Below are 18,385 nucleotides of genomic sequence, written 5' to 3'. Positions count from 1 at the left end.
CGCAGAAAAGAAAAACGAAGAATCTGCGCGCGGGCTGTCGATCCGTGCGCGCCTCGCGCGACATCCCCATGAACCACGGGCAGAGAGCCCCCCAAGACACGGAGAGACAGACCCATGCAGTACATGCTCCTCATCTATTCGAACGAAGCCGACGTCGCGAAGCACACCGCCACCCAGGCCGACGCCCAAGCCTGGATGGGCGCTTGGTTCAAGTACACGGACGAGCTCAAGGCCTCCGGTAAGCTGGTCGCTGGCGACGCCCTCCAGCCCACCACCACCGCCACCAGCGTGCGCGTGCGCGACGGCAAGACGCTCTCCACGGACGGCCCCTTCGCGGAGACCAAGGAACAGCTCGGCGGCTACTACCTCATCGACGTGGCGAACCTGGACGAGGCCATCGCGTGGGCCGCGAAGATCCCGTCGAGCCCGTTCGGGACGGTCGAGGTGCGCCCCGTCATGACCTTCGACTGAGCGCGTGATGAGCACGCCGGACCGCAGCCAGGACGAGGTCGCGCGCCTCCTCGAGCGTGTCTACCGCGAGGACCGGAGCCGCGTCTTGGCTGCGCTGATCCGCTTGTGCGACGGCGACTTCACGTTGGCCGAGGACGCCCTGCAGGATGCGCTCTTGCAGGCGTCGCGCGCTTGGGAGAGCCACCCCCCGGACAATCCGAGCGGCTGGGTGCTCACGGCCGCGCGCCGCCGCGTGATCGACACACAGCGCGCCAAGTCGCGGCGACGCAGGCTGCTGGACGCCGCTGGGGCGGACCTGGGGGAGCCACAGGTCGAGCTGCCCGAGGTGACGCTCATCCACGACGACCTGCTGCGCCTGATCTTCACCTGCTGCCACCCCGCGCTCGACGTCGAGGCGCAGGTGGCGCTCACCCTCAGCACGTTGGCGGGCCTGAGCACGGAGGAGATCGCGCGCGCGTTCCTCTTGCCCGTGCCCACGCTGGCGCAGCGGCTGGTGCGTGCCAAGCGCAAGATCGAAGCGGCGCGCATCCCGTTTCGCGTCCCCCCGGACGACCAGCTCGCCGAGCGCCTCGGGGCGGTGCGCACCGTCCTCTATCTGATCTTCAACGAAGGATACTCGCGCGCGCCCGACCCTCACGCCGAGGACACCGGCGAAGCCCGCGCCAACGCGCCCACGCGCTTGACACAGACGGCCATCCACCTCGCCGCCACGCTCAGCCGCGCCGTGCCGGAGGACGCCGAGTGCGAAGGTCTGCTGGCTCTGATGCTGCTGCACGACGCGCGCTGGGCCGCGCGCTACGACGCGCACGGGGACCTGGTGCTCTTGACCGACCAGGACCGGAGCCTCTGGCAGCTGCCGCAGATCGAGCGGGCGCGGGTCCTCTTGCACGACGCACTACGGCGCGGACAGATCGGCCGCTTTCAGCTCGAGGCGGCCATCGCCGCCGTGCACGCCACCGCGCCCGATCACGAGAGCACGGACTGGGCGCAGATCACGGGGCTCTATGGCCTGCTGATGCGCATCCACCGGACGCCCGTCATCGGGCTGAACCAAGCCGTCGCGCTCGCCATGTGGCGCGGACCCGAGGCGGGCCTGGGCGCGCTCGATCAGCTGAGCGCGACGGGTGAGCTCGAGCGCTACCACCTCATGCACGCGGCGCGCGCCGACTTGCTGCGCCGGCTCGAGCGCACGGAGGAGGCCATCGAAGCCTACGAACGCGCTCTCCGCTTGGCCGAGAGCGACGCGGACAAGCGCTTCCTCGAGCGTCGCATCCAAGAGCTGCGCGCGAAGCGCGTCCACGCGATGTGAGCGCGCGCCGGATCGCGTCTGCGCCGTTGACAGGGGCCACTGGGACGGGGAGCATCTCGACCCCCGAGTGACTTGCCGCGCGGAGACCCCTGTGGCGCGTTCGGGGCGCATCGAAGGAGAACGATGGACTCGAGTACGGACGGAGTGACGCTGCACAATGGCTTCGTGAGGGATCTGCTGGACGCGATCGGGAGCGGGCCCTACGCGCGCGCCGCGCGACGCTTGGTGGAGCACGTCGACCTCGAGACGCCGAACCAGTTCGTGCCCATCGCGGCCTACAACGACCTGAGCGCGTGGATTGGTCGCGAGATGGGGCCCGCTACGTTGCGTGACGCGGGGCGGTTCGTGGGGCGCCGGGCGTTCGAGGCGATGGAGAGCTTCGGCTCTGTGTCGCGGTCGGACAGCGGCGTCGAGGTCCTGCGCGCGCTGAAGGTCGCCGCCGACACGATGATCGCGGACCCCAAGGGCCGCGGCTGGACCATCTTGGAGGAGGGCCCGCGCCGCGCCGTGCTGCGCCGCACCCAGACCTTCCATCCCGTGCTGCAAGAGGGGCTGCTGCCCGAGGTGGTCAACCTGAGCGACCAGGTCACGCTCGCGCAGGTGCGCTACCTGACCAGCGTGGCTGAGGGCGCCGAGTACGACGACTACGAAGTGTGGTGGCGCTGACGCTTTCGGTGCGTTGCCTTCGGCGGCACGCGTGTGGTGCTCCGAGGCCGTACAGCGCCCGATGGCGGCGTGCCGTTCGTGAGAGCGCCCGGCTGGGCGAGGTGGTCCAGGAACGCGCTGACCTTCGGGGACAGGTGGCGTGTGCTCGGGTACACGGCGTGCAGCGGGATGGGCGGCGAGCACCACTCGGGCAACACGCGCACGAGCGCGCCGCTCTCCAGGTCTTCGGCGCAGCGGAAGAGGGGTAGCAGCGCGACCCCCAGGCCAGCGCGGGCGGCTTCATCCAGGAAGACGAAGTCGTTGACCACCAGGCGCGGCGTCACCTGCACGGCGACCTCCGCCCCGGCGCGCACCAGCCGGAACGTGGGTCGCATGCTGCCCACGCCGAAGCCCAGCGCCGGCAGCCGCGAGAGCTCGCTGGGATTCGCAGGTGCGCCGTGGGCTGCCAAGAACGCGGGGCTCGCCACCAGGTGGCTCTCGACGCTGCCCAGGCTGCGCGCGATGAGCGACGAGTCCGACAGCGCCCCCACGCGCACCGCGACGTCGAAGCCCTCGTGCACCAGGTCGACCACGCGGTCCGCGCACACCAGCTCCACCTGCACCTCCGGGAAGCGCTGCAGGAACACCGCCACGACGGGCGCCAGGTGGTTGAAGTTCAGCGGCGCGGTGACGCGCAGCAGTCCGCGCGGAGCGTCCTGCATGCGGGTCACCGCGAGCTCTGCTTCTTCCAGCTCGGCCAGCACGCGCTGGGCGTGCGCGAAGTACGTGTGGCCCGCTTCGGTCAGGCTCAGCTTGCGGGTGGTTCGCTGCAGCAGCCGCACGCCCAGCCGCGCCTCCAGCTCCGAGACCTTCCGGCTCACCGTGGACTTGGGCATGTCCAACTCGGCGGCGGCGCGGGTGAAGCTCCCGAGCGCGGCCACCTGCGCGAACACCTGGAGCTCGTTGAGGTCGGCCATGTCGTGGATTGTTCCACTTGTGGGACAGTCATTGCAAATCAAGCGGTCTAATCAACGCACGGAGCGCAATGCACAGTGAGTCCATCACTCGCACCCAAGGAGCTCTCCATGACCACCACCTGGAACATCGACTCGGCCCACTCGGGCATCCACTTCACCGTCCGCCACATGGTCTTCGCCAAGGTGCGCGGCCGCTTCGCCACCTGGCGCGGCGCGCTCCAGCTGGACCCCAGCTCGCTCGCTAGCGGCAAGGCCGAGGTCAGCATCGAGGCGGCCAGCATCGACACGGGCGTCGCAGACCGCGACAACCACCTGCGCTCGGGAGACTTCCTGGACGTCGAGCGCTTCCCCGAGCTGCGCTTCGTGAGCAAGAGCGTACGTCACACCGGCGGTGACACCTACGCGGTGGACGGCGCGCTGACCATCCGCGACGCGACGCGCGACGTGACCCTCGACGTGACCTACGCCGGGCAGGCGAAGGACCCGTGGGGGAACCAGCGCGTGGCCTTCACGGCCAGCACGTCCATCGACCGGCGTGACTTCGGCCTGGCTTGGAACCAGGTGCTCGAGGCGGGCGGCGTGCTGGTCGGCGAGCGCATCGAGATCGAGATCGAGCTGCAGGCCGTGCAAGCGGCCGACAGCGCCGCCGCGTAGGATTCAGCCGTGACCCTCGGCCGACGACAGTTCCTGCAGACGCTCGCCGCGACCTCCGCGCTGCTCCCGCTCACCCCGGGCTGCGCGCGGCGGGAGGACGCGCGCCTGCAGGCCGGCGGCCCGGCGACCCCCAGTCCCACAACCACTCCCCCGGAGAGCCCCATGACCACCGCGACACGACCCATGGACGGAACGGACCCGGCGCCACGGAACGCGCCCAGCACGCGCATGCCCGTGCTCTTCGTGGGGCACGGCTCGCCGATGAACGCCATCACCGAGAACCCGTACAGCGCGACGTTCGCCGAGCTCGGTCGGGACATGCCACGCCCGACGGCCATCCTGGCCGTGTCCGCGCACTGGTTCGTGGGGGGTACCTATCTCACGGCGGACGCGCAGCCGCGCACCATCCACGACTTCTCGGGCTTCCCCCGCGCGCTGCACGAGATCGAGTACCGCGCCCCCGGCAGCGTGGACCTGGCGGAGCGCGTGCGCCGCGCCCTGGGTCCCGAGCGGGCCGGGCTGAGCACGGACTGGGGCCTCGACCACGGCACGTGGACCGTGCTGCGCTTCATGTTCCCGGAGGCAGACATCCCGGTGGTGCAGCTCAGCATCGACCGGCGCCTCGACGTGCGGGGTCACCTGGAGCTCTCGCGCTCGCTGGGCGCCCTGCGCGACGAGGGCGTGCTGGTGCTGGCCAGCGGCAACATCACGCACAACCTGCGCGACGCGTTCACCCGCATGCAGACCGGCAACACCGACACGCCGGCGTGGGCGGCCCGCTTCGACGCCGAGGTGACCCGCGCCGTGAGCGAGCGCGACACCGAGGCCCTGCTGCGCCTCTGGCCCGACACCGAGGACGGCCGGCTGGCGCACCCCTCGCCCGACCACTTCCTCCCGTTGCTCTATGCCTACGGCGCGAGCGACGCGCAGGACGCGGCGAGCTTCACCAGCGACGTGTTCGACCTGGGCTCGCTGAGCATGCGCAACGTGCGGTTCGCGAAAGGCGGGTAGGGCTGGGGGCTCGTCGATTCGGGTCCCACGTAGCCCCGAGATGGGGCAATATGCGGGGAATCTGAGTTCTCGGGCGCCCATGACGACCCCTACCGACAACGCGTCACGACTCTCGTCGAACCTCGGCTCCTGTAGCGGCCAGACGCTCGGGCAGTACGAGCTCGTCCGGCGCATCGGGGCGGGCGGCATGGCCGAGGTGTACGAGGCAGTCCATCGGGCGCTCAAGAAGAGCGTGGCCGTGAAGGTGCTGCTGCCGGACATGGCCGAGAACGCGTCCATCCGCGACCGCTTCCTGCGCGAGGGCGAGGCGGCGTCGCGCATCCGCCATCCGCACGTGGTCGAGGTCACGGACGTGGGCGAGCACGACGGCGTTCCCTACCTGGTGATGGAGCTGTTGGAGGGCGAGACGCTCCTGCGCGGGGTCGCGTCCGGCAGCCGCATCCCCATCGCGCGCACGCTCGACATGCTGCTGCCCATCGCGGCGGCGCTGGCCGAGACGCACCGCAGCGGCGTCATCCACCGCGACATCAAGCCGGACAACGTGTTCATCGCCCGCAGCCCGAGCGGGCGCTCGGTGCCCAAGCTGCTGGACTTCGGGGTCTCCAAGGTCACGACCGACGGCATCCCCGCCATCACGGCCGTCACGTCGGTGCTCGGCACGCCGCAGTACATGTCGCCCGAGCAGGCGCGGGGCGCCACCAGCGTGGACGCGCGTGCGGACCAATACTCGCTGGCGCTCGTGATCTACGAGTGCATCACGGGGGCGCTCCCGTTCGAGAGCGAGAACGTGGTCGGCATCCTGTACGAGGTGACCCAGGGCATCACGCGCGCGCCTTCGGCCTACGCCCCCGACATCCCGGAGGCCCTCGACGCCGTGCTGCTCAAGGCGCTCTCGGTGGACGCGGACCAGCGCTACCCCGACATGGACGCGTTCGCGGAGGCGCTGCTGCCGTTCGCCACGCCGCAGGCCGTCACGGCCTATCAAGCGCTGCGCCATGACGAAACCACGGCATGGCGCTCCCAGATGGACTCGGTGGACGAGACGCTGCCCACCCGCGACGCGTCCTCCACCGTGTCGTGGCGGCGCGTCGACGGCAGCAGCGACACGGTCATCCGGGTGCCTCCCATGTCCACGCGGCCCGAGGTCGAGCCGGAGCGTCGACGAGGGAGGCTCATGCTCGGGGCGCTCGGGGGCAGCTTGGTGCTGGCGCTGCTGGTGCTGGTCTGGCCGCGCGACCCCAGCAGCTCGCGCTCGTCCCCTGCCGCCGGCGGCGACGAGGTTTCCGACGTGGCCGCGTCAGGAGCGACCGACTCCCCGGGGCCCGCCACGCCAGAGGTCATGCCCGTCGCGGACGAACCCGCCCATCCGCTTGCAGCGCCCGCGCCCGTGCGCGTGGTCGTGGTCAGCAGCCCCGACACGGCCACGCTCGAGCTGGACGGACAGCCCGCGGGGGTGGGCACGGTCGACGTCGAGATGGAGCTCGACGGATCGCCGCACACCCTGGTGGTCAGCGCCGACGGATACCAGCCGCGTGTCGTCACCTTCACGTCGCAGCCCCCGCCGCCGCGCGTCGAGCTCGAAGCGCTGCCGGGGCGGACGCCAGCCACGATGCGCGCGCGCCGCACGCCGTCCGGCGCCACGCCCGACGCTCCCCCGCGCATCCACGACAACGACCTGCGCCAGTCGAGGTAGGCATGGCCCCCGCTCGCGTTGCGAAGGGCGCTCCACGCTGCCCTCTCTGGGTCCGACTGTTGCTCCTCGCCGTCCTCACGTGCGCCGCGGCCCCGGCTGCCCACGTGCACGCGGACGGCACGGCGGACGAGGCGGACCTCCACTTCCGGCTCGGCAACGAGGCCTACCGCGTGGGCAACTTCCTCGGCGCGCTCGAGCACTACCTGGCGTCCAACCGCCTGGTGCCCAACCACAACGTGGTGTTCAACATCGCGCGCACGTATCAGCGCCTCGAGATGTACCCGGAGGCCTACCGCTACTACGCGTCGGCACTCGCAGCCGAGGAGGACACCGAGGCACGCGAGCGCATCGCGGCGGCCATGACCGACATCGCGCAGCGTGTGGCGCTGATCGACGTGCAGACCACGCCCGAGGCCGCCACCGTGTTCGTCGACCGCTTCGACTTGGGGTCGGTCGGCACCGCGCCGCAGGTCATCGCGCTCCCGGCCGGCACGTACCGCATCCTCGCGCGCCTCGTGGGGCATCACGACGCCACCAGCGAGCCCGTCACGGTGCAGGTGGGGCAGCGGCACACGGTGCGCCTCGACCTCCCGCGCATCGTGGGCGTGGTCCGGCTGCGCGGGCACGTCGGGGCCGAGGTGCGGGTGGACGCGGAGGAGGGCGCCGTGGCGTGCGTGCTGCCATGCGAGCTGCGGCTCGCGCCGGGGCCGCACGTGCTCCAGATCAGCGCCGAGGGGCACGAGCCCACGGTGCGGGCCGTGACGGTGGTGGAAGGCGAGACCACGCGCGTGGACACCAGCCTGGCGCCGCAGACGGGCTCCATCGTGGTGCGCGCCGACGTCGAAGGCGCGCAGGTGCGCATCGACGACGCCACGGTGGGCTTCACGCCCGTGGTGGCCTCCGGGGTGCCCGTGGGGCGCCGCCGGGTGAGCGTGTCGGCGCGCGGCTACGAGCCCGAGGTGGTGGAGGTGGACGTCGCGCGCGACGAGCAGGTGGAGCTGACCGACCTGCGGCTGCGCACCGTGCGCGAGGTGAGCGCCGCGTCGCGCGAGACCGAGTCCGTGGACGAGGCCCCGGCGTCCGTGTCCATCGTCACCGCGGTGGAGCTGGACGCGTTCCGCTACCCCACCGTGGCGGAGGCCCTGCGTGGGCAGCGCGGCTTCGCCATCACCGACGACAGCATCTACACCAACGCGTCGGTGCGCGGCATCGGGCAGCCGAACGACTACAACAACCGCCTGCTCATCTTGTCGGACGGGGCCACGCTGAACGAGAACATCCTCCAGCAGGCGTTCATCGGCTACGACGCGCGCGTGGACCTGGGCGACGTGGAGCGCATCGAGATCGTGCGCGGCGCGGGTTCCGTGTTGTACGGCACGGGTGCCGTGTCGGGCGTCGTGAACCTGGTCCCCCGGGCCCAGGACCTCCCCACGGGCGCGCGCTTCGCGCTCTCGCTGGCAGACGGAAACGTGGCGCGCGCGCGGGCCTTCGGGAACGTGCGGCTGTCGGACGACGCGGGCTTCCGGGCGTCGGTGTCCGTGGCGCGCTCGGGCGGGCGCACGGTGGGGCTGCTGTTCGATGCGGACGGCGACGGTACGGAGGAGCGCAACGTGGCGGAGCACGTGGAGCGCTTCGACGCGGTGACCGGCAACATCCGCGCGTGGGCCGGCCCGTTCACGCTGCAGCTCTTCTACACGGCGCGCACCATCGACATCCCCACCGGCTCGTTCGACACCATCTTCGGCCGCACCGAGAACAACTACGACGACCACCGCGGCCTGCTCGAGCTGCGCTTCGAGCCGCGCCTCTCGGACACCGTGCAGCTGCGCACGCGCGTGTTCGCGAACGTCACGTACTTCAACCTGGACTACATCTACGACAGCGAGGACGACGTCACGGGGGACGCCTTCGAGCAGGCCTACGGCGAGACCTACGGGGGCGTCTGGGTGGGCGGCGAGGCGCGCCTCGCGGTGCGCATCGGAGAGCACTTCCGTCTCTCGGCCGGCGCCGAGGCCACGCACCACCCCGTCGTGCGCGTCCACTCCGTGGAGGCCGACAGCGCGGGAGTGATGAGCCCCGTGCTCAGCCTCGACACGCACTTCAGCACCCTGGCGGGCTACGTCCTCGGGGACTGGACGCCCAACGACAGGGTCAAGGTCTCGCTCGGCGGGCGCGTCGACGGCTGGCTCTTGCCCGAGCCCACGGACAGCTTCGGCTCGTTCAACCCGCGCCTGGCCGTCGTGCTGCGCCCCACCGAGCACGACACGCTCAAGGTGCTGGCCGGTCGCTCGTTCCGGGCCCCCAGCATCTACGAGCTGTTCTACGAAGACGGGGGGTTCACCACGCTGGCCAGCTCGTGCTGCGGCGGCAAGCTCTCGCCCGAGACGCTGTACTCGGGGGAGCTCGAGTACACGCGCCAGCTGGACGAGGACTGGAGCCTGCTGCTGTCCCTGCACGCGCAGTTCGCGCAGGACTTCATCGAGTCGCGGCAGGTGCCCCCCGCGCAAGACCCCGACGGCGTGGGCCTGCTCTACTTCGCCAACAGCCGGGTGGACCAGCTCAACCTCGGCGCCGACGTGGAGGCGCGCCGCGAGTTCCGCGACGGCTGGATGCTGGCCGCGCAGCTGGGCTACCTCGCCGCGCGCTACCTGGAGTCACCCACCGGCGACGGCGTGGTGCCGAGCCGCCGCGTGCCGAACGCGCCGTATCTGTACGCCTCCACCCGGGCCGTGTTCCCCATCGTGGACCGCCTGCTGCGCGCCGCCGCGCGCGTAAGCGTGGACGCCCCACGCCGCATCGACCTGAGCGGGCTCGACGACAGCGGCTGGGCGGTCATCGCCGACGTGGTGCTCACCGGCGTCGTTGGCGAGTTGGGGCTCAACTACGCCATCGGCGTGTACAACCTGTTCGACTGGCAGTCGGACCTGCCCGTGAATCCGTTTGCGTCGCGGACGATGCCGCAGCGCGGCCGGCGGGTGATGCTGTCGGTGTCGCTCGACTTGTGAGCGCTGCTGTGGGCTCCGGGGGCTGCTGGGCCGTCAGGGCGGGTTGACGTACGCCACGTCGGTGCAGCCATCGGCCGTGCATGTGCGCAGGCTGAGGGGAGGGAGGTCGCGCGCGCCGCCGCACGGAGGGCGCCCCGCCACGCCGTCGAAGCGACAGGGGTGGATGGCGAGCTGCTCGGCCGCGAGCACGATGGCGCTGCGTGGGCCGTCCGCTGCCCGCAGGTACACGTCCAGCGGCGCGGTCAGGTTGGTCCAGCTGTGCTCGGCGCTCGGGCTGGCGTAGACGGGTGTCCCGGCCGGCAGGCGTACGCGCCGTAGGGTGCTCACCGCCTCGAGCGTGGGAGAGTACAGGGCAGCGTAGTCGGCGGGGTCCACGGCCGGATCGAGCGCTGCGCCGCTCCCCGCTGGCACGAACCCGTCGATGTGGATGGGCCCGCCCCGCAGCGACACCCGCGTGAAGCCGCTGCGCGTCTCGCCGACCGTGCCGATGAAGGTGACGGGGGCGCGCGAGCTGTCGCTGCGCTCGATGCGCGCCAGCTCGTGGCCAGTGCCCGCGCCCGACAGGACGGTGGTGCCGGGGGCCAGCTGCACATAGCGCGGGTGCGCCTCCGCTGGCGGCGTGCGCATGTCGGTGCGCGGGGCGCCTGCGTGCAGCGCCGAGCACGGCACCGGGATCGAGATGACGCCATCGCCGAAGGGAGACGGCAGCCGCGCGCGCGCGTGCGAAGGGTCGCTCGAGAGCGTGATCTCGAAGGGCGCGTTGCCGTCCAGCCGCACGCCTCCGTGCGGAGCCCGGTACGTGCGGCGCAGGTAGGCCGCGGGGCCACCGAGGTCGCGCGTCACGAAGCGCCCGGAGAACGTCAGGGGGGCTGTCACGTGCACCATCACGTCGGCCAGCGAGGGTGCCATCGACACGGTGGCGCTGACGTCCACCAGCAGCAGCTCGGCGTGCCTCCCGTCGCGCAGGTCGACCGAGACCACGCCCGACACGTGGGTCCCCGTGAGCTGACACGGGTTCACCGGGCGCGCGTGCTGGTGTGTGTGCTGGGCCGCGACCGTGGCCCGGTCGCCCCCGGCCTGCGGAGCAAGGGTCAGCGCCCCCACGAGCGCAGCCCCGACACATGCGTGGCGGAACGTCATGGCGGGAGTGTACTCCGCGTCTCGGCGCGCCTGAAGGGGCCAGCGGCGAGGCGCTGCCAGCTCCGAATCAACGCTGACGAGTGCGTCTGCGTTCGTCAGCGTGACATCTCCCCCACGGCGCGGAGCGCGTTCGCCCGCACGTGCGCGGCGTCGCCGGCCTGTCCGTCGAGGCGTACGAAGCGACCGACCACGGGCAGGTGCGCGCGCCGCATGTGTTCTTCGCGCAGCCGGTGGTCCGCATCGGGGGTGATGGTCTCGAGGTCCGCCTCGGTTGCTCCACGGGCTCGCAGTCGTGCCAAGCGGGTCTCGAGGGACACGTCCACGTACAGCGTGACGTCGGCCGGACACAGCGCCGCCTGCAGGTCGTCCACGTCGAGGCGCGACCCCCTGAACGCGGCGTAAGCCTGGGTGGACAGGAAGTAGCGGTCCAACACCACGGACCGCCCGCTTGCGAGCACGTCGGTGATGCTCTTCGACGCGGCGAACACCGTCGCCAGGTAGAACAGCTGCGCCGCCTCCTGGCTGGGCTGCAGGCTGCGCACGAGGTCGTCGCGGTAGCGCCTCACCTCAGGCGACGGGGTCGTCAGCAGCGTGGCCCCCAGCGCGGAGGCCATGCCCGCGGCGCAAGTGCTCTTGCCTGACCCGTCGAGCCCTTCGAGGACGATGAACATGGGTTTGCTCTGGATCATGCAGCCACCTCGTTCGCGTCGGGCAGCCAGCGGAAGAGGTCTGGCTCGAGGCCGGCGGACCTCGCCACCAGCGCTTCGATCGTGGTTGGGTGGTTGCCTTCGGTCAGACGCAGGGCGTCGGACAGCCGCGCCATCTGCCGCCAATCCTCGTGCGTGAATGTGTTCGAGTGCGTCACGAGGGGCATCTCACCGTCCGTGGCGCACAAGCCCCAGCGCGCGCGGTCGCGCTCGAGCGCGGTGCCGCGCAGCAGGAGCAGGGGGAACGCCTTCAGCACCGGTACGTGTCGTTCCAGGCACCAGCCCACGCTGTCCTGGAACGACGCGAGCGTCTGGTGGGGCAGGCCGAAGATGAGCGACACCTCGTGGGCGATGCCCCGCTCGCGCACCGCCGCGAGCGTCCGGTCTACGCGTGCGATGTCGTTGCGCCGGTCCACCGCGCGCCCTTCGTCTTCGTGGATGGTCTGCAGGCCGAACTCCAGGCACACGTTCAGTTGCGCGGCGGCGTCCAGGAACTCGGGACGCATGCCCTCGGCGCGGCACTGCAGCGAGAGGCGGCCTCGGAAGCCCCGCGTGGCGAAGCGCTCCAGCACCTCCACGGCGTGCGGCCCGAGGTTGAAGATGGGGTCCAACACCGCGATGTCTGTCACGCCCAGGTCGCAGAACATGTCGATCTCCGCCTGGATGCGTGTGCTTGAGAGGGTGCGCCGCGGCAACCGCGCCCCCGCTTCGCGGTGCTGGCAGAAGGCGCAGCGGAAGGGGCAGCCGCGCTGCGTCTCCCAGCGGACGAAGCCGCTCGCCGGGACCTTCACGATGCCCCCGAGCCATGGCGACGGGAGCGACTCGAGGTCCACCTTCGCCTGCGCGCCGCGGTCCAGCTCGCCGCGCAAGTGCACACCGGGGATGTCGCGGCGCTCGGCGGTCGAGGCCAGCTCCGTGAGGGCGTGCTCGCCGTAGCCGCGGATGAACGCATCCGCCTCGGGGTACAGCTGCTCGAGGCCTTCGCTGGCGTAGGACACTTGGGGGCCGCCCACGATGATGCGGCCGCGGAAGCCCGCGGAGCGCAGGCGTCGCAGCACATCGCGCAGCAGGGACTCGCCCCACACGTACGCGCCGAAGGCCACGTCGACCGTGGACGGTGCGGAGTCGCGCGTGGCCGCGAGGATGCTGCGGACCACGCTGGAGGCGTCGCTGCCCGGGCGGTTCACGGGGATCACCAGCGACCGGACGTCCAGCGTGAGCTGCGCGGTTAGCGCCGCGAGCAGCGAGGCGTGTCCGAGCGGCACGCGCGGGTCCTTGTCGCGCGTCCAGTGAAAGTCCACCAGGACGACGCGTCGGTGTTCGGTCGCGCGTTGCGGAGAGGGGAGGGGGTGTAGCGGAAGGGAGATGCGGCGGCGTGTGTCCATCGCGGTGCGAGACTCCAGGACGGTGTCTTGTCGCCATGGGGCCGCTCACCTCGATGTGACGACCCTGGCGGCGGACACGTCGCCAGGGCTGCGAAACCGGCTCACCGGTGGTGCAGAATTCTCTCGGGGCGCTGCGCTCGGGCTCTTGGCGTCGGCGCAAACCTTGGCTGCCGACGACCACTTCGAGGGTCCACGAGCGGGGCAAGCTCGCGCAAGCCACGAAGTCCACACCCAACGGCGCGGTGCTCTCCGCGCCAGGAAGCGGCGGTGGCGGTGCCCCACGTAGGCCTCGGGCGCCATGGAGGGCGGCGTCCCCACCACCTCGCCACGCCGCGCGCCGCCGCTCTATCGCCGCACACGGGCCGCGAACCCGAAGTCCACCAGCGTGGGCACGCCTTGCTCGCCGACGAGGTTCACCCGCAGCAGGTCCCCCCAAGGTCGGTCGCAAGGCGCGAGACGGACTCGGACACGCCGGCACGGTATTACGAAGCCGGTGCCCACAACGCTGCGCGAAGGCAGCTGAGTCGGCCACGCGTCCCCCGGCGGGAACCGTTCGAGCGCTGACATGAGCCGGTTTCGACGGCGCGGGCGACGTGTCCGCGGAGCCCGCCGAGGGGCTCCGTGAACTTCCCCCCGTCGAGCGGACAGGTTGACTATGCCGCCATCGCGGGAGGTTCCGCTCTGGCGTCCTCCCGCCCTCCGCGACGCGCTTTAGCGAGACCCCTGCTTCATGGCCACCCCGCCTTCTGCCAGCCCCCGTGTTCGTGACCTGCTCGACCTGCCGGACCAGGTGCGGAAGGGCGACTTTGTCCTGAAGCTGACGGAGGGGGTGGACGACCCCGAGAAGACGGCGGGGGACTTCGTGGCGACGCCGCCGTTGGTGGACGCTTTCGACCGGGCGCTGGGGTTGGTGGGCAGCGCGCTGCGCGACGGGAAGAGCCAGGCGGCGTATCTGCACGGCAGCTTCGGCAGCGGTAAGTCGCACTTCATGGAGGAGTACGCGGGCGACGAGAGCGCGCGCCTGCACGAGTCGCTGGAGCACTGGGAGGGGCGCTTCGACTCCATCAAGCTGGAGGATCGCAACCTGCCCGCCGTGGTGGAGAAGCGTGTGGTGCGCCCCAAGGATGCGGCCGCCCGTGCCCAGCTGGACGCCGCGTTCGAGATGCTGCGGCGCGGGGCCGGTGACTCGTGGGACACCATGCTGGGCGCGCTCGACGGCGCGGCCTTCCGGCAGCTGTACCCGTTCAGCCCGGCGCTGGTGGACGCGCTGGTGACGCTGAAGGAAGAGGCGGGCAAGAGCGCCGCCGCGGTGCGGGCGCTGCTCGGGCGCTGGCGGAGCGAGGGGCACCCAACGCTGGAAGACGCGCGGAAGCACGCCGAGGGCGCGGTGCGCGGGCGCGTGTCCAAGTTCCAGGTGTGCTTGCCCGAGTCCCTGCTGCAGGACCTGCTGGTGACAGCGGCGGTGGACGTGGACGGGGCGCGCCGCGTGGTCGAGGCGGGGGCGCCCGCTGTCTTCACGTGAGTCCCGCCGAACGCGTGACCGCTTGCGCGGCGTGCAGTTCTCTCCGACTGTTGCGAAAACCATGAAGACCCTGCACCGCCCCGACCTGTTCTCTTGGTCCCGCTTCGACGAAGCGCGCAACATCGACTTCCACGGGTACGCGCTTGTCCGCGACGAAGGCGTGCTGCTGGTGGACCCGCTGCCCTTGTCGGCGCACGACCTGGCGCACGTGGAGGCGCTCGGGGCCGTGACCACCATCGTGGTGACCAACAGCGACCACACGCGCGCGACGGAAGAGCTGTCAGCGCGCTTCGGCGCCGAGGTGGTGGGCCCGCGCGGGGAGAGCGCGGGGTTCCCGGTCGCGTGTGGCCGCTTCGTTGGCGAAGGCGACCTGGTGGTTCCCGGCGTGGTGGCGCTGGAGCTGCACGGCAGCAAGACCCCGGGCGAGCTCGCGCTGCTGGTGGACGACACCACGCTCATCACCGGGGACCTCGTGCGCGCACATCGGGCCGCGGCGCTGACCATGCTTCCGGATGCGAAGCTGGTGGACCGCGCGCGGGCGGTGGACTCCGTGCGGCGTTTGGCTGCGCTGGAGCGCGTGGAGGCCGTGCTGGTGGGTGACGGATGGCCCGTGTTCCGCGACGGGCATCGCGCGCTGGCGGAGCTGGCCCGGTCGCTGGACGGTTGAGCCGCCGGCCGGCGATGGCCACGTCGATGGGAGTTGCGTGGTCGCAGCGGTCAGCGCGTCCGTGGGCGGCTCTTCCGTGCTCCCCGACGCGCCACGTGCGCAGAGGGGAGGCCCGTCGCGTGAAGCCACTGCAGCGGCGCACTGGAGCGCGCTTCGAGATGGGTCGAAGTGACGATCACCTTCGCTAGGATGTGAGGCCGAAGCGCCTTGCGTATGGCGTCCTGAAGGGCGGAGGCACCACCCGGATCAGCGGTGTCCTCTTCGAGCCACAGGACCACGATGGGTTTGGCGCCGTCACCAGGGCGCAGGAAGCTCCCTACGAGGGTTTCGTGGTAGCTCTCGCCGATGCCTCGGCCGCACGCCCAGACCAGCCCTGCGAGGGTGTCCCGTACCTTCTCGGCGACCTCTTGCGCCAGGGCCCCAGACCGCGTGCGATCGGCGTTCTCGATGGCGCTGGCGCGGAAGTCCTTCAGCTCGAGGTAGATTGGCCCCACACCGTCGACGACGGCGCACACGTCGACCGCCTTGGTGCCTGCGCGCCGCTTGAGGCCATCCGAGAAAGCGCGATGGTCGTCCCACTTGAGGACGCGCTCCGACGCGACGGTCAGCTGCAACGCCCCCTCCTGCACCACCACGGTCATCCAGCGCCCCGCACCCGGTCGTAGTGCCTGAGGAACTCTTCTCGGATGAGGTTCCGCTCGAGGTCGTCGAGGTCGCTTGCGCCCTCGACTTCGACGGCTTCATGACCCGGCGCGCGCGTGAACGAGAAGAAGCGCATGGGAGGCGCGTCGGCCTCCGCGGCGAGCAGGCCGAGGCTCTCGGCGACCAAGTAGTCGTGCGTGGCCACGAAGACTTGAATGCCCTCGGAAGCGAGCCGCTGCAGCACGCGCGCCACGATGACGGACAGCTGCGGGTTGAGGTTGGCCTCGGGTTCATCCCAGAAGAGCACACCGCGCTGGCGCAGCTCGTTGTTCGTGAGCAAGCGGACGACGCTCGCGAGCTTTCGCATCCCCTCAGACACCAGGTGGGCCTCGAGGGTACCCACGTAGAAGCGGTCGCCGGTCAGCGACACCTTCCCGCCCAGCGCACTTTCGAGCTCCTTGAGCACCTCCGTGATCACTGGCGGCTTGGCGCCTCGGACCGCCGCAGCCGACAGCGCCACCGCCAGGTCGAAGTACGTCTCGTCGAACGACAGCTCCCGAGCCTGGTAGGCGGCGATGAAACCTTCGTACATCGCGAGCGCTTCACGTGACGGGAGAAAGATGGGCGCGGGGGGCTCCCGCATGCTGCTCTTGGTGACTTTCAGCTGCGCGTTCCTCGTGTAGACCGTGAACGCCACTTCTCGCTTGTCGTCGTCGACCACCCGTACGGTCGCGCTCCGGTGCCCGGCTCCCACGCGGTGACCGAGGCGGCCGATGTTCATGTCGTCGGGTCGGAACACGCGCGCGAGCTTCTCCTTGAGGCGCACGTCGAGTCCCGAGGCGGAGAGCTTGTCCTCCGTCGCCTTGAGCGTCGCGTAGAGGGCCTTCATCACGTGGGTCTTGCCCGTCGCGTTGGCGCCAATGAAGACGTTCACCCCGGCGGCGAACTCGAACTCCGCACTCCGAAACGCCGTGAAGTCCTTCAGATGCAGCCGCTTGATCGACACGGCGCGGACGCTATCACGGAAGCCGGAGGCTGACCCACTTCGTCGTCCACGCCGCCTTGGGACCACCCGCCGTCCCACGCGAACGCTGGCCGAGTCCCGTCTTGGCAAGGCACCAGCCGCTCCGTAGCATCGCCCGCACCATGAGCGACATCGACTGGGACTCGTTCGACACGCCCTTCGGACCGCGCACGGGTGGGGTGATCCCGGGGTTGCTCGAGAAGCTGGATTCCCCCGATGCGCGCGTCCGAGCCCGTGCGCTCAAGGACATCCACTTCCGCGCCGTGGCGGTGAACGGCGGCTACGGGATGCCTTTCTTGGACGTTGCGCTTACGCTCGTGCCCGTCCTCGCGGCGCGCCTCGACGCTCCGGGCGAGCTCGCGCCGCAGCTGGGGCAGGTGCTGGGTGTGCTCGGCGACATGGCGGCGGGCAACCACCGCCTGCACGTGGCCCGGGGGCTGCCGCTGGCGGGTCTCACGCGCACGGACATCGGCCCCATGCGCGCGACGCAGGCTGCGGTGGCGGCCCTCGCGGCGCCCATCTGCGAACGCCTGGGCGACACCGACGCAGGTGTGCGCGCGGGCGCCGCGTTCGCGCTCGCGTGGGTCCCTGGTGAGGCGGCTACGTCGGTCCCGGCTCTCGTCGCTCGCCTCGCGGTGGAGCGTCACGCGGCCACGCGCGCGTCGCTGCTGCTGGCGCTGGGATACCTGGGCGCCCCTGTGGACCCGCTGCTCGACGCGGTGGGCGACAAGGCCCCAGTGGGAATCTGCGCCGCGCTGGGCGTGATGCTCGCGAGCCCTCAGCGCATGGACGACGTGCTGGACGCGGCCCTCGCGCCGCTGCCCAAGCCCGTGGTGGCGGGGCTGCCGTTCCTCGATGGCGCGCTGGCGCGCGTGCGCACGCAGATCCTGGGTGGCGCGACTACGCGGCGCGGGGACCTCGCCGCGCACCTCGCCCTCGTCGAGCGTCTGCCGCCCGAGGTGCGCCCCGAAGCCGAGAGCTGGACGGTGGCCATCGCTGCGGCTGGGGCGGCCACACCCCCGCACCTGCTGGACCCGGCCGACCTCTCGGACGAGGCACGCGCCGTGCTGCGCGAGCGCGCGGGGCTGCTGCGCGGTGGGCCCGCGCCGGGCTTGTATCAAGCGTTCGGGCGCGCCGGGCTGTTCAGCGGCATCGACGGCAACGAGCGCGCGCTGGGCCTCGACCCCCAGGGGTCCCTCGACGAGCGCGTCGAAGGGCGGCCCCTGTGGTGGTGGCTGTACGAGGTGCGCGCGGGTCGCGAGGCGCCCAGCCGTTTTGAGGCGCTGCTCGCTGGGCGCGACGCACTGGCCGTGCTCGAAGACGCGGCGACGTCGCCCTACAAGCTCTACGAGGACCCCGCGCGCCCGGGGGTGTTCCAGTTCGACGCGTTCGCGGACCTGCTCGGCGGGATGGCGTCCGCGCTCGGCGTCACCAGCACGCTCCTGGACGAGAGGCTCGCGAAGCTGCGCGAGTACGCCACGAAGGTGGTGCCGTCGCATCAGCCGTCGTTCGCGCCGTGGCCCTGAGTCGCCG

Annotated in this window: 16 protein-coding genes; 10 read left to right on the top strand and 6 right to left on the bottom strand. The window is 71.3% G+C overall.

Features of this window, described 5'->3' with window-relative positions; translation table 11 throughout:
- Window positions 1–114 precede the first annotated feature (114 nt).
- The 3 genes from H6726_23210 to H6726_23200 all read left to right on the top strand — a co-directional run bounded on the left by H6726_23210 (window position 115) and on the right by H6726_23200 (window position 2,446).
- Window positions 115–471, top strand: coding sequence for a YciI family protein (locus H6726_23210; GenBank protein ID MCB9660573.1), 357 nt, complete (start codon window positions 115–117; stop codon window positions 469–471).
- Window positions 472–478: 7 nt separating this feature from the next.
- On the top strand, window positions 479–1,780 hold the full coding sequence (locus H6726_23205) for a sigma-70 family RNA polymerase sigma factor (GenBank protein MCB9660572.1): 1,302 nt from the start codon (window positions 479–481) through the stop codon (window positions 1,778–1,780).
- A 123-nt stretch (window positions 1,781–1,903) separates the two neighbouring features.
- Complete coding sequence (locus H6726_23200; protein MCB9660571.1) at window positions 1,904–2,446, top strand: hypothetical protein; 543 nt, start codon at window positions 1,904–1,906, stop codon at window positions 2,444–2,446.
- On the opposite strand, the gene H6726_23195 is transcribed toward H6726_23200, so the two are convergent.
- Window positions 2,425–3,402 (bottom strand): LysR family transcriptional regulator, encoded by a 978-nt coding sequence (locus H6726_23195; GenBank protein MCB9660570.1) that lies wholly within the window; start codon window positions 3,400–3,402, stop codon window positions 2,425–2,427. The two genes, H6726_23200 and H6726_23195, sit on opposite strands and share 22 nt — an antisense overlap.
- A gap of 108 nt (window positions 3,403–3,510) precedes the next feature.
- Between H6726_23195 and H6726_23190 the strand changes: the two genes are divergently transcribed.
- The 4 genes from H6726_23190 (at window position 3,511) to H6726_23175 (ending at window position 9,765) form a co-directional block, all read left to right on the top strand.
- Window positions 3,511–4,056, top strand: a complete 546-nt coding sequence (locus tag H6726_23190; protein MCB9660569.1) for a YceI family protein — start codon at window positions 3,511–3,513, stop codon at window positions 4,054–4,056.
- 183 nt (window positions 4,057–4,239) lie between these two features.
- A complete protein-coding gene (gene ygiD, locus H6726_23185) occupies window positions 4,240–5,067 on the top strand; it encodes a 4,5-DOPA dioxygenase extradiol (GenBank protein MCB9660568.1) in 828 nt (275 codons plus the stop codon).
- Window positions 5,068–5,146: 79 nt separating this feature from the next.
- Window positions 5,147–6,760, top strand: coding sequence for a serine/threonine protein kinase (locus H6726_23180; protein ID MCB9660567.1), 1,614 nt, complete (start codon window positions 5,147–5,149; stop codon window positions 6,758–6,760).
- A gap of 59 nt (window positions 6,761–6,819) precedes the next feature.
- Complete coding sequence (locus H6726_23175; protein MCB9660566.1) at window positions 6,820–9,765, top strand: TonB-dependent receptor; 2,946 nt, start codon at window positions 6,820–6,822, stop codon at window positions 9,763–9,765.
- 33 nt (window positions 9,766–9,798) lie between these two features.
- Here the strand turns inward: H6726_23175 and H6726_23170 are convergent, their stop codons facing one another.
- From H6726_23170 to H6726_23160, 3 genes are all read right to left on the bottom strand, one after another.
- Window positions 9,799–10,905 carry a hypothetical protein gene (locus tag H6726_23170; GenBank protein ID MCB9660565.1) on the bottom strand — a complete coding sequence of 369 codons (1,107 nt, stop codon included), beginning with the start codon at window positions 10,903–10,905 and terminating at the stop codon, window positions 9,799–9,801.
- Window positions 10,906–11,000: 95 nt separating this feature from the next.
- Window positions 11,001–11,594, bottom strand: coding sequence for an AAA family ATPase (locus H6726_23165; protein MCB9660564.1), 594 nt, complete (start codon window positions 11,592–11,594; stop codon window positions 11,001–11,003).
- Window positions 11,591–12,997, bottom strand: coding sequence for a radical SAM protein (locus H6726_23160; protein ID MCB9660563.1), 1,407 nt, complete (start codon window positions 12,995–12,997; stop codon window positions 11,591–11,593). The genes H6726_23165 and H6726_23160 overlap by 4 nt, the downstream gene beginning before the upstream one ends.
- Before the next feature lie 730 nt (window positions 12,998–13,727).
- On the opposite strand from H6726_23160, the gene H6726_23155 reads away from it, so the two are divergent.
- Window positions 13,728–14,519, top strand: coding sequence for a hypothetical protein (locus tag H6726_23155; GenBank protein ID MCB9660562.1), 792 nt, complete (start codon window positions 13,728–13,730; stop codon window positions 14,517–14,519).
- Between the two features lie 61 nt (window positions 14,520–14,580).
- Window positions 14,581–15,186, top strand: a complete 606-nt coding sequence (locus H6726_23150) for an MBL fold metallo-hydrolase (protein MCB9660561.1) — start codon at window positions 14,581–14,583, stop codon at window positions 15,184–15,186.
- Window positions 15,187–15,236: 50 nt separating this feature from the next.
- Here H6726_23150 and H6726_23145 read toward each other — a convergent pair whose 3' ends face one another.
- Both H6726_23145 and H6726_23140 read right to left on the bottom strand, forming a co-directional pair.
- A complete protein-coding gene (locus H6726_23145; GenBank protein MCB9660560.1) occupies window positions 15,237–15,827 on the bottom strand; it encodes a hypothetical protein in 591 nt (196 codons plus the stop codon).
- Window positions 15,824–16,834 carry an AAA family ATPase gene (locus H6726_23140; GenBank protein ID MCB9660559.1) on the bottom strand — a complete coding sequence of 337 codons (1,011 nt, stop codon included), beginning with the start codon at window positions 16,832–16,834 and terminating at the stop codon, window positions 15,824–15,826. The genes H6726_23145 and H6726_23140 overlap by 4 nt, the downstream gene beginning before the upstream one ends.
- 140 nt (window positions 16,835–16,974) lie before the next feature.
- Between H6726_23140 and H6726_23135 the strand changes: the two genes are divergently transcribed.
- Window positions 16,975–18,378 (top strand): hypothetical protein, encoded by a 1,404-nt coding sequence (locus tag H6726_23135; protein MCB9660558.1) that lies wholly within the window; start codon window positions 16,975–16,977, stop codon window positions 18,376–18,378.
- Window positions 18,379–18,385 lie beyond the last annotated feature (7 nt).

Source organism: Sandaracinaceae bacterium, assembly GCA_020633055.1.
Classification (GTDB): domain Bacteria; phylum Myxococcota_A; class Polyangia; order Polyangiales; family Houyiibacteriaceae; genus JADJJE01.
The sequence above is the reverse complement of the archived record's forward strand: the minus strand, read 5'-3'. Positions and strand labels throughout refer to the sequence as shown.